Raw genomic sequence first — 12,870 nt, 5'->3', positions numbered from 1 at the left:
CAAAACATGATATAGAGCAGGAATCCATCAAAAATCCATCAGGAGAGCAGCGGCGGTGGCCCATCCCTATCTGGTCAAGGACATCGCCTTTCAGGCCGGTCTCAGCACCGCGACGGTCGATCGCGTGCTCAACGAGCGCCCGGGTGTCCGCCGCCAGACCATCGCCAGGGTTCGCGCGGCCATCGAGGAGCTGGAGAAGCAGCAGGCGGGGCTCGATATACAGGGCCGCAAGTTCGCGATCGACATCGTCATGGAGGCGCCGGAGCGCTTTACCGATGCGGTACGACGGGCCTTTGAAAGCGAAGCCATGACACTGGCGCCGACGATCTTTCGCTGCCGTTTTCACTTCGCCGAGACCATGCGCCCGCAGGACATCGTGCAACTGCTCGACCGCATACGCCTGCGCGGAACCGACGGGCTCGTATTGAAGGCACCGGATGTGCCCGAGATCGTCGGCGCCGTCGCACGCTTCGAGACAGGCGGTATTCCCGTCGTGACGCTGGTGACCGACCTTCCCAACTCCCAGCGCACCGCCTATGCGGGCGCCGACAACCGGGCGGCCGGAGAAACGGCTGCCTATCTGATTGGCGAACGCTTTGCAGGTGCCGCGGCCACGGTCCTCGTGACGCTATCCAGTGGCCGCTTCCGCGGTGAGGAAGAGCGCGAAATCGGCTTTCGCCGGGTGCTGCGTCAGCACTATCCGACAATCCGGATCGTCGAGATCAGCGAGGGGCATGGTCGCGATAGCGAAACCGGCGCGCTGGCGGACGCAGCACTCGCCGCCAACCCTGATATCAACGCCGCCTATTCGATCGGTGGCGGCAACCGCTCTGTGCTCGCGGCCTTCGATCGCCTCAACCGCAACTGCGCGCTCTACATCGCCCATGATCTCGACGAGGACAATCTGGCGCTGTTGCGCGCGCGGCGCGTTCATTTCGTCCTGCATCATGATTTGAAGACCGACGCACGCACGGCCTTCCGCACCATCATGCTTTACGGCCGCGTGCCGTCCGCCGCAGTCGGCCCTCAGCTTTCTGCCGTGGTGGTCATCACGCCCTATAACGTACCGGAGTAGAAAAATCGCCCAGGCCGCTTGGTCCGGCGGTTGGCTGCTCGCCGGTGGTTTCACCCGGCAGCACCGTATCGTCAGCGGTCTCGACGCGGTTGCGGCCACGTCGCTTGGCAAGATAGAGCGCCTCATCTGCCGCCAGCAGCAAGGCACGCGCGGTCAAACCATGGCGCGGCGCGAAGGCGATGCCGGCGCTGCCGCCGACGACCAGCAGCTGGCCGTTGAACCCAACCGGTGTCTGCGCATCGGCGACAAGACCGGCCGCAAGCCCACGGGCTTCGGCCTCGCTGCAATCGCCGAGGATGATTGCGAACTCGTCGCCGCCGAGCCGTGCCACAGTACCGTTGGGTCCGGCGCGGTTCCGGAAACGCTCGGCCATGGCGACCAGAACAGCGTCGCCTGCCGCATGACCATAGCGGTCGTTGACCGCCTTGAACGCGTCGAGGTCGGCATAGACGAGCGTGAACGGGTGCGTCTTTGCCTTCAACAGCGCCGCTGCCAGCATGTCGTCGAAACCGCTGCGATTGAGCAGCCCCGTCAGCCGATCGTGCTTGGCGAGATGCCGGTTGAGCGCCTCGCTCTGCTGCAAGGCGGCAAAGAGCGTCGAGAAGCGGAAGGCAACGAACGCCATCAGCAGCGCTGCGACGATTGCCATCACGATGACGCTCGGTAGCAACTCGGCGCGCACGAACCCGCCAGGAGATTGCGGCATCCAAGCCGCCACCAGACAGGAGGCGTCGGAACAGCGGCCGACCGATGTGTAAACGCTGCCCTCCGGCCGCTCGGTCAATGGCACGAAAGCAAGCCCCCGGACGCCCAAACGCGCCGCGATCTCTCGCGTCATCTTGGCCGTCACCGGTCGCACCGAAACCATGAGCACCGGTGCCCGGCGCCCCGCTGGAACGACCAGCGTTTCCGGGATGACCGCCTGCACCACCGCGACGCTCATGCGCCCGTCGATCTCACGCAAGTCCATGGCGTGGATCCCGGGTACGGACGGCATCAGCGATTGCGGGTCGGGCGTCACGACATCCAGCACGTAGGAGCCGTGGTTGTTTCTGAGCACATTATCGTAACGGCGTTTGGCCTCGTCGAGCAGGTCATCGACCTCTTCGAGCGGGACACGGGCCGTCTCGCTCGGCACCGCAACACCGTCCTTCAACACAGTCGACGTGCTGTGATCCACGTCCGTCATGATCAGCCAGGAGAAGCCGTAGTCTTCCCACAGCCAGCCCGACAGCTCGTCCGCAACGAATGCGTCGCTGACGTGCCCCTTGGCCAGTTCTTCGTAGGTCTTGTCCCAGAAGGAAAGCTGCGCCTGAAACTGAACGACGGCATCCATCTGGTGGCGCAGTTCGGTTGCCACCAGCCGGCGCTCCGCCGAAAGGCCGAAGCGACCCGCCTCGGCGACGGACCGATCCAGAACGAAAATGAGGCTCGCGATGATCAGAACCGCGACCAGCGTGCAGGCGGCATGGATCGCCCAAACCGTTCTGCTCCGCTTCGCCAGCCGCAAAGTCTTGTCCATGATGCGATCGCCCCCTCGTCCGGCCGGCTGTCGCGCGCATTCTCGCGCCTCTCCAAGCGCGATACGCAGCCACGGCGGCCAACTTGGGCAGCACCGTAGCGATCAAAATCAAAGTTTGGCTTAAATAAGCTGGTGTTGAAATACTTAACGATTTCAACCGGCTGAATCCGCCAGCAATCAGCAGTCGCAGGCGGATTACAGGGAGCGCAAACCAATGTCAGCGCTCCCCATTTGGACGGAGCGTTCTATTTCGGAACGGCTGCCGGGCGCAGCAATGCGATGACCTCCTCATTGCCCTTGTCACGCGCCAGATCTCGTATCGAGGGGCCCGCGACACCGTCACCTATGCCGGCGTTTGCGCCTCGATCGAGAAGCAGCCGCACAGCGGCCGGCTGCCCGTTGACCACGGCGAACGCCAGTGGCGTCATCCAATCCTGTTGCGGTTCCGGACGGCCGCGCCCCCGGAACCTTCCGAACGGCGTTTCGAGCAACTCTGGCTCCCGATCGAGGATTTCGGCAACCCATTCGACCATGCCGAAGGCCGCGGCCGCGAAGATATCCAGCGGCTGCTCCTTCAGGAAGCGCACCATCTCGGCCTTGCCGTTGTACTCGGCCCAGCCGATCGGCGGCGCATGGTGGTAGGGATCACGGGCCGTTGAATTGGCACCGTGATCGAGCAACAGCTTCGCCATATCAACATTGCCGTGCAGTGCCGCCACGTGCAGCGGCGTGCGCGATGTCATGCGGTTGACGTCGAAGCCGAGCGACAACATGAGCGTGGCTTCGGCGCGCCTGTCGTCACCCGCCGCCTCGTGCAGAAGCGCCGGATGCGCGGTCTGCGCGCGTGTGATCAGCGTCGGATCCGCATTAACGAGCGCCCTCGCCGCATCGGCCTTCATTTCTGAGATAGCCCGGGCCAGCCGGTCAACATCGTCCAGCGGTGCCTCCGTTGCCCCGCGCGAAACGAGAAACGCAGCCAGCGCCGCATCACCGCCGAGCTCTGCCCATTGATAGGGCGTCCGGCCCTTGATGGGACGATTGACGTCGGCACCATGCTCGACCAGCAGGCGCACGCGCTCGCCCATGCGTTTTTCGAGCGCCCAGGCGAGCTGGTAGTCGAAAACGCGTTCGCCGTTTTCAACGAAACCGCCATCGTTGCGAACCAGCCAATTGTTCCGATCGTTGGCGCCAAGGCCATAGTCGAGCAAAAGCTTGAGGCACGTGTTGTCCGGCTCGAACATCCGGTTGTAGAGCGCCTGGCTGTCATTCGCCCTGGCACCGGCATCGAGCAGCAGCCGCGCGAAAGCGACGCAATCCGGATGTTGCGGCTGCCGCTCGGGGCCGGCCTCGCCTTCGCCGAAGACGCCCGTCAGCGCCGTGAAGCGGTACTGACCGTCGTCAAGCCAATGCGCATCGGGACTGGCACCCCGTTCGATCAGGCGTCGGCCGGCGGGCAGAGAGGAATGGCCGGGAACCCGGGCATAGGCAGCGTAGAGCAACGGCTCCCAGTCATACGGCCCGCCGCGTTTGCCTACGAGTTTCGGATCGCGATCGAGCCAGCGGTCAATTGCCTCTACGTCGCCGAGCGCGGCTGCAACGTGGATGCTGTCGCCGGCGATTTCGGGATGTTCTTCCAGCAGTGCAAGCGCCTGGGTGAACCGCTCGGGATCAGCGGCTATGTCGCCGAAGTAGGAGACGGTCGCCAGAGACAGAAAGCGGTTTGCAAGCTGCTCGGTTGCAGGTGCATTGCTCCCGGATTTCTCAAGATGCCGCTTCAGCCGTGTCCAGCTCGAAAAGCCGAACTCGCGGGCGAGCACCAGTTGCGCATCCTGGAGCCCCATTGCAGCGGGATCGGCAAAATAGGGAAACGCCCGCTGCCTTGCACTGGCATCATCGGCCTTCACGGCTTTCAGAAAAGCCTTGGCCTGCTTGCGGATCGTTTCGAGGGTAAGGTTCGCGGGAAGATCGCGCGCGATCATGAAAGACCTCCTTTCATTCACGTCCGGTATCCGCGCCCACAGACTGAAAAGAGGTGTGGCAACCAAGTTCAGTGAGACAGGTGGGCCTTGCCCTTCCCGCGGATCGGATGCGCCCTGCGAACGAGGTCATCGCTAGCACGCTGCCCTTATACTTGTCCAGCGCGCTCAGCTTTCAGGCTGATACCGAACGAAGGCGAAGCGATCGCCTGACGGCGACCAGTTGGGAACGTTGATGGTTCCCTGCCCGCCGAAAAGTTCGAACAGGATGCGCGGGTTGCCGCCGTCCATATCCATCAGCCGCAGGCGGACATCGAGATCCCTCGGATGATCGAAAACATCACCGTCATAGGAGAGCACCAGCAGATGCTTCCCATCCGGCGACGGATGCGGAAACCAGTCGCCATAGGGGCTGTCGGTGATGCGCGTGACGTCACTGCCATCGGGGCGGATGCGCCAGATCTGCATGCGTCCGGTGCGGCTGGAGTTGAAATAGATCCATTCGCCATCCGCCGACCAGTCGGGTCCGTCGTTGCGCCCTTCCCCGTGGGTCAGCCGCTGCTCCTCGCCGCCATCAACCGAAATCGTATAGATGTCGAAGACCTGGTCGCGGATGCCGCAATAGGTCACTCTTCGCCCATCCGGCGACCAGCCGTGCCAATAGGACGGCAGGTTGCGGGTGACGAGCCGCGGCGTGCCGCCTCTAGCCGGCAGCAGGTAGATCGCCGACTTGCCGAACTCGGTCTTGTCGCTGATCGCGATGGTGGCGCCATCGGGCGAAATGCCGTGGTCGTTGTTGCAGAGCGCGGCAAAGCCGGTATCGATCTCCACCGGCTCCGAACCGTCGAAACCGAGGCGATAAAGACGGCCATCGCCGTTGATGACCAGATGCGTGCCGTCCCGCGACCAGTTCGGCGCCTCGACCAGCCGATCGGTCTGCCAGACGACGCGCGTTTCACCGGTAACGATGTCATAGGTCTCGATGGAACTGCGCATCCCGTTCTCCCGCCGCGACCAAGGCAGCTATTTGCGTTCTTCGCCTCTCGGCAGCGTCGCCGCGACCTTGGCGCAGATCGACTGCATCAAATTGGAATTGCGTTGATCTCGCCAGGTCGAGACGACGCCCCAGGCCAACAGCAGAAGGATGCAGACGAAGGCCACGCCGACGATGGCGATACTGCCGCTTGCAAGACCATAGATGCCGAAGACCGCCGGCGTCGCGAAATAGGCGATCTGCGCCGAGAGCTGCCGGCCAGCAGAAACGTCGCTCAGCGACCACAGCCGGATCAGCCGGATTTCCTCGTCCGTGAACTCCGGACAGCTTTCCTTGCCGTCCCGCCCTTGGCCGAACGCGCTCACCCTCGATCGCGGAAGCGGTTGGTGATCGGGTACCGCCGGTCGCGGCCAAAATTCTTCTTGGTGATCTTGACGCCCGGCGCCGATTGCCGCCGCTTGTATTCGGCAATGTAGAGCAGGTGTTCGACCCGGTGAACCGTCGCCTCGTCATGGCCGCGGGCGACGATCTCGTCGGTCCCCATCTCCTTTTCCACCAGGCATTCGAGAATGTCGTCGAGCACCGGATAGGGCGGCAAAGAATCCTGGTCCGTCTGGTTGGGACGCAATTCAGCCGAGGGCGCCTTGTCGATAATATTTGGGGGAATGACGACGCCGGAGGGTCCAAGCGCGCCCGGCGGAACCGTGGTGTTGCGCCAGCGCGAGATGGCATAGACCTCCATCTTGTAGAGATCCTTGATCGGATTGAAGCCGCCGTTCATGTCGCCATAGAGCGTGGCATAGCCGACCGACATTTCCGACTTGTTGCCCGTCGTCACCACCATCGAGCCGAACTTGTTGGAGATCGCCATCAGGATGGTGCCGCGGGTACGGCTCTGCAGGTTCTCCTCGGTGATGCCGGATTCGGTCCCCTCGAACATGTCGGAGAGCGCGCTTAAGAACCCTTCGACCGGCTCGGAGATCGGCACGATATCGTAGCGGCAGCCGAGCGCTGCGGCACATTCCTTGGCGTCCTTCAGCGATTCCTGCGAGGTGTAGCGATAGGGCAGCATGACTGTGCGCACCCGCTCCTCGCCGAGCGCATCGACCGCCAGCGCCGCGCAGATCGCGGAATCGATACCGCCGGAAAGGCCGAGTACGACGTTCTTGAAGCCGTTTTTGTTCACATAGTCACGGAAGCCGAGCATGCAGGCGCGGTAGTCCGCCTCCTCGCGCTCCGGCAGGCGCGACTGCAGCCCGCTTTCGCAATGCCAGCCGCTTTCGCCCTTCTTCCATTCGACGATCGAAATCGCCTCTTCGAACTGGCTCATCTGGAAGGCGAGAGACTTGTCGGTGTTGAAGGCGAAGCTTGCGCCGTCGAACACCAGTTCGTCCTGGCCGCCGAGCTGGTTGGCATAGATCATCGGCAGGCCGGTCTCGAGCACCTGCTTGAGGACCACCTGGTGGCGCACATCCACCTTGCCACGAAAATAGGGCGAACCGTTCGGCGACAGCAGGATTTCCGCGCCACTTTCCGCGAGTGTCTCGCAAACGCCGAGATCGCCCCAGATGTCCTCGCAGATCGGAATGCCGATGCGCACGCCGCGGAAATTCACCGGGCCCGGCATCTCGCCCTGGTCGAAGACGCGCTTCTCGTCGAACTCGCCATAGTTCGGCAGATCGACCTTGTCGCGGAACGCGATCACCTTGCCATCGTCAAGCACGGCCACCGAATTGTGCCGGCCGGTCTTGGCCTGGCGCGGGAAGCCGATGATGACGCCCGGGCCGCCGTCCGCCGTGTCGCTCGCGAGCTTCTCGACCGCCTGGAGGCAGGCCTTCAGGAATGCCGGCTTCAGCACGAGATCTTCGGGCGGATAGCCGGAAATGAACAGCTCCGTCAAAAGCAGGAGATCGGCGCCCTGGCGCGCCGCATCGGCACGCGCCTCACGCGCCTTGGCCAGGTTTCCGGCGATGTCGCCCACCGTCGGATTGAGCTGGGCGATTGCGATGCGCAGGAGCGAGGGGGCGATCTTGTGAGCGGTCATGAGCGGGCCTGTCGGTCTGTTCTGAGCGATTGCGTCTGACTTTCGCAATGTTCTTTAGCGCAATCCGCAGGAAAATACCCACAGGCAATCGCCGCTCCGCGAAAAAAAACCGAAAAATTCTGTCTTTCCCGGTTCTTATGAAGGGCCGTTGCAGCGCCCTCACGCGACGAAAAGCTGTTCCCAAACCCCGTTAAGAAACCATTCATCCCCTGTTCAAAATGACGGGCGTATGACAGTTACACGACACATTTATGAAACTGGAGAACATGTTGGCTAGTATCGATTCCGCTGTCGCGAGAGGTTCGCGCGTCTATGTCGATAGACCCGGCTTCACCGCACGGCACGCCAAGACGCTTGCGGCCACCCGCAGCGCATTGTTCTCCCTTTTCGTCGCAGCCGCTCTCGTCTTCGCCGTCGAGCTGATCGTGCGCCAGTCGATGGCCGATACGCTCGCCTATATGCTCGACCCGACGCGCCCGGCGCTGACGACTGTCGGTGCATTCTTCCTGATGCTGCTGGCCGTCGACGGCATTTTCGGTCGCGAACATAAGTCGGCCGTGGTGATTGCGCCCCTCGCCATCATACCCGCCGTCGTCTGCCAGCAGAAGCAGGTCTTCCTGTCCGATCCGCTTTATCCGACCGATTTCCTGTTCGGCCGCCAGATCATGGAATTGATGCCGGTGCTGGTGAAGGACCGCCCCTGGACCGCCGTCGGCATCGTCGTCGGCCTCATCGCCGCCGTTGCCGCCATCGGCCTCTTGCTGCGCTACGCCTGGCGCAATTTCCCCAAGCTGACGCGCCGCGAGCGCATCGCTCGTGCGGCCTTTGCGCTGCCGCTGCTCTTCGCCTTCTGGCACATCATGGATTACAACCAGTTCTCCTGGATCCGTGATCGCCTGAAGGTCATCCCCATCATGTGGGACCAGACCGAGAACTATAAGCACAACGGCTTTGCGCTTGCCTTCGCCATCAACCTGCCGATGGCCAATGTCAGCGCGCCCGCTGGCTACATGGCCGACGCCATCGATCGCATTCCGGTGAAGCCGCTTCCGGCTGGCACCTCGCACCGCGGCAAGCCCGACGTCATCGTGCTGATGAGCGAATCCTTCTGGGATCCGACCCGCCTGCCCAACGTCAAGCTCTCGCCCGATCCGATGCCGACGATCCGCGAGATGCAGTCGGGCAACGTCTTCTCGCCGGAATTCGGCGGCATGACCGCCAATGTCGAGTTCGAGGCGCTGACCGGCTTCTCCAACGCCTTCCTGCCCTATGGCAGCATTCCGTACCAGCAGTACATCCGCAACCCGATCCCGTCGCTCGCTACCTTCTTCCGTGGCGAAGGCTATGTCTCGCGCGCCATCCATCCCTTCCAGAGCTGGTTCTGGAACCGTACCGCCGTCTACAAGGCCTTCGGTTTCGACACCTTCAAGTCGGAAGAGAACATGCCGCCGATGCAGAAGCGCGGCATCTTTGCCTCGGACGAGTCGCTGACGCATGAGATCATCCGCCAGGCCGACGCCATGGACGATCCGTTCTTCTTCTTTGCGGTGACACTGCAGGGCCATGGCCCCTATGAGGCAAACCGCTATGCCAAGAACACCATCAAGGTCGAAGGCAACCTGCCCGAAAGCGACCGGCAGGTGCTGGAAACCTATGCTCAAGGCATCAAGGAAGCCGACGAGAGCCTGAAGAAGCTGATGGACTGGGCAAAGAAGCGCGATCGCGAAACGATCATCGTGCTGTTCGGCGACCACCTGCCGCCGCTCAACACGGTCTATACCAGCACCGGCTTCATGAAGGGCGTCACGGCGGAGCGCAAGGGCTCGAAGGACCAGATGAAGGCGCAGCACGAAACGCCGCTCGTCGTCTGGTCGAACAAAACAGGCCCGAGAAAGAACGTCGGCACGATCAGCCCGGCCTTCCTCTCCTACCAGATCCTCAAGCAGTCCGGCTACGAGCACCCCTATTACACCGGGTTCCTCGGCAAGGTTCATGACCAATACCGGGTCGTCGACCGCTACATGCTGATCCGCAGGAACGGCAAGGAAGTCGCCGAGTGGTCGCGCCAGCCGAAGGTGCCGGCTCTCTTGCGTGACTATCGCTTCCTGCAGCACGACATGATGTTTGGAGACCGCTTCTCCACCGACCGGTTCTTCAAGTCCCACGCCGACCTCTTCGCAAGCGCGGCCGAGACCCACTGAACCACGAGCGCCGGACCGGCCACACCCGGTCCGGCTCTTCATGCTCTCGGTCGGCCAGATTTTTCCGCGACGCAAAACCGCCACGCACATTTGCTGGAAATGCTCTAGATTTTCTCCGGTCAACCCCGGAGATCGCCATGCCGCATTTCAACAACATCTCGCACCAGTTCTTCGGCAAGCCGCTCAGCGAACTCGGCGAGATCGAGCGCCGCATCCTCGCCTACGCCCGCGAGCGGCGCACGCTGACCACCGATACCAATGCGGCCTTCGCTGCCGAGCAAACCTTAGGCGACAGGCTCGCCGACAACATTGCCCGCGTTGGCGGCTCCTGGAGCTTCATCGTCACCTTCTGCAGTTTTCTCGTCTGCTGGGTCATCGTGAACTCGGTGCTGTTGGTGACCGGAGCGTTCGACCCCTACCCCTACATCTTTCTCAACCTCGTGCTTTCCATGCTTGCCGCACTGCAGGCCCCAATCATCATGATGTCGCAGAACCGTCAGGCCGAACGCGACCGCTTCGCAGCGTCCAAGGACTACGAGGTCAATCTCAAGTCGGAAGTCGAACTGATCGCCCTGCATCACAAGGTCGACGACGTGTTGCTGCGTGAGATTTCGGAACTGCGTGCCGACCTCGCAACGCTCAACCGCCAGCTCGAGCACTACCGTCCAGCACCCGGGCAGGACTGACCGAACACCCACGACACGCAGGATCAGATCCCGCGGTGCCGCGGCGTAGCGCGGGCGCCCACCCCCCCGCTTCGCTGCCATCGGCAACTTATCGGAGTATGAAAAAATTAATATTTGAAGACCATCTTATGGGTGCAGGGACATTCGAAAATACAGCAACGTGGGTACGCGGAGATGCTGCAATGTCCAACTTCAAGCGCCTTTTCGGCGGCCGAGACGGCGCCGCTGCAATCGAATTCGCAATCATAGCGCCGCTCTTCCTCCTTTGCGTGCTAACCTTGATCGCCTACGGCGTCTATCTCAGCACAGCGCATTCCATACAGCAGATCGCCGCCGATGCCGCGCGCACAGCCATCGCTGGACTATCCCAAGGCGAGCGTGAACGCCTCGCGACCGACTACATCCGCCGCACCACGATGGATCAGGCCTTCATAAAATCCTCGCGTATGACCGTGACCGTCAAAGACGACGCCAGCAACGCCAACCAGTTCACCGTTCGGATCAAATACGACGCCGCCGACCTCCCGATTTTTAACCTTTTCACGTTCGCGATGCCGAGCAGCCAGATCGAGCGCTTCGCAACCATACGCGTGGGAGGGGTCTGACATGGCGTGGAATTCAACGCGACTGCGCACGCTGCTCCGATCACAAGACGCCAATATCGGCATCTCTGCCGCACTGGTCATGCCACTGGTCATCGCCTCAATGGGGCTCGGCATCGACTACGGCTATCTCACCGTGCAGAAACGTGAGATGCAGTCGGCGGTCGACCTTGCCGCGATCGCAGCGGCCGCCAACATCTCGTCGGCCGAGAAGGCCGTGCTCAACCATTTCTCCAACAATGGCCTCAACTACGCCGTGGCCACGCCGACCGGGCTGATGACGGTCGATGGCAAGGTGCTGCCGCTGAGCGATGTCAGCACGGGCAAGGTGGATGGCGTGGCCACGCTGGCGCGCGGTCGCTATATCCCCGACCCTTCCGTCGAGGCCGGACAGCGCTTCGTCAAGGACGCAACGCCGACCGATGCCGTTCAGGTTCTGCTGGAAAAGAAAGGCCAGATCTTCCTAGCCTCCATGTTCAGCGCGCCGCCGGATTTAAGCGTCATCGGCACGGCCGCCAGCTCCAAGATTGCCGCCTTCTCTGTCGGCTCGCGTCTCGCCAGCCTGAACGACGGATTGTTGAATTCGATCCTCGGGCAAATGCTCGGCACGACCATCTCCCTCAAGGTCATGGATTATCAGGCGCTCATCGACGCCGACATCGACGTCCAGCCGTTCCTGAAGATCGTCGCGACAAAGCTGAACCTGACCGCCGCCTCCTATGAGGACGTGCTGAAGGCCAATCTGACCATGCCGCAGTTGCTCTCCTCGATGCGGCTCGTCCAGGGTCTTTCAGGCACAGTGACAGCCGCGCTGAAGAGCATCGAGCTTTCGACCGCAAACAACAAGAAGACCGTCACACTGGCCCAGATCCTCAACCTCGATCCGAAAAAGAGCCTGCAGATCGATGCCGGTTCCGATTGGGCGATGAAGATCAGCGCGCTGCAGATCGTCTCCGCGGCCGCCGCAATTGCCAATGGCGAACACCAGATCGCGCTCAACGCCGTGACCGGGCTTCCCGGCATCGCTTCTGCCAAGGTCAAGCTCGCGATCGGCGAGCCGCCGGTCCAGACGCCCAGCCACCGCCTCGGAACCCCGGGGGCGGCCGTGCGCACCGCCCAGACCCGCCTCGCCGTCGAAGTCAACGTCGATGGCCTTGCGGCCCTTGCCGGCATCCGCATCAGACTGCCGATCTACGTCGAACTTGCCTATGCCGAGGCGAAACTTGCCGACATCCGCTGCTACGGCGGTACTCCGGAAAACGCGGCGGTCAGCGTCGACGCGGTGCCGGGCATTGCCGAGATCGCGATCGGCGACGTCGACCCGACAGTGCTCTCGAACTTCTCGTCGGATGCCCGCGTGCAAAGGGCCCGCCTCGTCGATGCCCTCGTCGTCAAGATCGATGCGCTCGCTCATGTCGAAGCACAGAACCTCAAGGTCTCGCGCCTGAGCTTCAGCCCATCCGAGATTGCGGCTCGATCGATCAAGAGCGTCTCCACGAAGGATATTCTCACCTCCACGACCCAAACGCTGCTCAACAACCTCGACGTCAACATCCAGGTTCTGTTCCTCACGCTCGGCAGCCCGACGATCGTCCAGCAAGCCCTGGCCCAGACCTTGGGTTCCGTCACCAAGCCGGTCGATGATCTCCTCTACAACCTGCTCCTGCTCGTCGGCGTCCGGGTCGGCGAGGCCGATGTACGCGTCACCGGCGTCAAGTGCCAGCCGCCTGTGCTGGTGCAATGATCGAGATCCAGCAATCGAACGGGGCG

Annotated in this window: 10 protein-coding genes; 5 read left to right on the top strand and 5 right to left on the bottom strand. The window is 62.4% G+C overall.

Annotation, left to right across the window (positions count from 1 at the left end):
- Positions 1-55: 55 nt before the first annotated feature.
- Entirely contained in the window at positions 56-1,075 is a 1,020-nt protein-coding gene (locus tag ASE60_RS06210; RefSeq protein WP_057248875.1) for a LacI family DNA-binding transcriptional regulator, read from the top strand.
- Here ASE60_RS06210 and ASE60_RS06205 read toward each other — a convergent pair.
- The 5 genes from ASE60_RS06205 to ASE60_RS06185 all read right to left on the bottom strand — a co-directional run bounded on the left by ASE60_RS06205 (position 1,050) and on the right by ASE60_RS06185 (position 7,611).
- A complete protein-coding gene (locus tag ASE60_RS06205) occupies positions 1,050-2,597 on the bottom strand; it encodes a GGDEF domain-containing protein (protein ID WP_057248874.1) in 1,548 nt (515 codons plus the stop codon). The two genes, ASE60_RS06210 and ASE60_RS06205, sit on opposite strands and share 26 nt — an antisense overlap.
- A 245-nt stretch (positions 2,598-2,842) precedes the next feature.
- Positions 2,843-4,576 (bottom strand): ankyrin repeat domain-containing protein, encoded by a 1,734-nt coding sequence (locus ASE60_RS06200; RefSeq protein ID WP_057248873.1) that lies wholly within the window; start codon positions 4,574-4,576, stop codon positions 2,843-2,845.
- A gap of 165 nt (positions 4,577-4,741) precedes the next feature.
- Positions 4,742-5,569, bottom strand: a complete 828-nt coding sequence (locus ASE60_RS06195; protein WP_057248872.1) for a TolB family protein — start codon at positions 5,567-5,569, stop codon at positions 4,742-4,744.
- A gap of 27 nt (positions 5,570-5,596) precedes the next feature.
- The gene (locus tag ASE60_RS06190) at positions 5,597-5,932 is read right to left on the bottom strand and encodes a hypothetical protein (protein ID WP_057248871.1); all 336 of its coding nucleotides are present in this window, start codon (positions 5,930-5,932) and stop codon (positions 5,597-5,599) included.
- The gene (locus ASE60_RS06185; protein WP_057248870.1) at positions 5,929-7,611 is read right to left on the bottom strand and encodes an NAD+ synthase; all 1,683 of its coding nucleotides are present in this window, start codon (positions 7,609-7,611) and stop codon (positions 5,929-5,931) included. The genes ASE60_RS06190 and ASE60_RS06185 overlap by 4 nt, the downstream gene beginning before the upstream one ends.
- A 269-nt stretch (positions 7,612-7,880) precedes the next feature.
- Here ASE60_RS06185 and ASE60_RS06180 point away from each other — a divergent pair, with 269 nt between their 5' ends.
- The 4 genes from ASE60_RS06180 to ASE60_RS06165 all read left to right on the top strand — a co-directional run bounded on the left by ASE60_RS06180 (position 7,881) and on the right by ASE60_RS06165 (position 12,844).
- Positions 7,881-9,812, top strand: coding sequence for an LTA synthase family protein (locus ASE60_RS06180; RefSeq protein WP_082615755.1), 1,932 nt, complete (start codon positions 7,881-7,883; stop codon positions 9,810-9,812).
- 137 nt (positions 9,813-9,949) lie between these two features.
- Positions 9,950-10,498 carry a DUF1003 domain-containing protein gene (locus tag ASE60_RS06175; RefSeq protein ID WP_057248868.1) on the top strand — a complete coding sequence of 183 codons (549 nt, stop codon included), beginning with the start codon at positions 9,950-9,952 and terminating at the stop codon, positions 10,496-10,498.
- Between the two features lie 182 nt (positions 10,499-10,680).
- On the top strand, positions 10,681-11,103 hold the full coding sequence (locus ASE60_RS06170) for a TadE/TadG family type IV pilus assembly protein (protein ID WP_057248867.1): 423 nt from the start codon (positions 10,681-10,683) through the stop codon (positions 11,101-11,103).
- A gap of 1 nt (position 11,104) precedes the next feature.
- A complete protein-coding gene (locus ASE60_RS06165; protein ID WP_057248866.1) occupies positions 11,105-12,844 on the top strand; it encodes a pilus assembly protein TadG-related protein in 1,740 nt (579 codons plus the stop codon).
- Positions 12,845-12,870 lie beyond the last annotated feature (26 nt).

It is taken from the genome of Ensifer sp. Root278 (assembly GCF_001429285.1).
Taxonomy (GTDB): domain Bacteria; phylum Pseudomonadota; class Alphaproteobacteria; order Rhizobiales; family Rhizobiaceae; genus Ensifer.
Note: the sequence above shows the minus strand (reverse complement) of the source record. Positions and strands in the feature narration are given on the sequence as shown.

What these genes read in the sequence shown, in the direction of transcription:
- ASE60_RS06170 (WP_057248867.1), top strand. Translation starts at nt 10,681, where the DNA reads ATGTCCAACTTCAAGCGCCTTTTCGGCGGCCGAGACGGCGCCGCTGCA.
- ASE60_RS06195 (WP_057248872.1), bottom strand. Translation starts at nt 5,569, where the DNA reads ATGCGCAGTTCCATCGAGACCTATGACATCGTTACCGGTGAAACGCGC.
- ASE60_RS06175 (WP_057248868.1), top strand. Translation starts at nt 9,950, where the DNA reads ATGCCGCATTTCAACAACATCTCGCACCAGTTCTTCGGCAAGCCGCTC.
- ASE60_RS06200 (WP_057248873.1), bottom strand. Translation starts at nt 4,576, where the DNA reads ATGATCGCGCGCGATCTTCCCGCGAACCTTACCCTCGAAACGATCCGC.
- ASE60_RS06185 (WP_057248870.1), bottom strand. Translation starts at nt 7,611, where the DNA reads ATGACCGCTCACAAGATCGCCCCCTCGCTCCTGCGCATCGCAATCGCC.
- ASE60_RS06165 (WP_057248866.1), top strand. Translation starts at nt 11,105, where the DNA reads ATGGCGTGGAATTCAACGCGACTGCGCACGCTGCTCCGATCACAAGAC.
- ASE60_RS06205 (WP_057248874.1), bottom strand. Translation starts at nt 2,597, where the DNA reads ATGGACAAGACTTTGCGGCTGGCGAAGCGGAGCAGAACGGTTTGGGCG.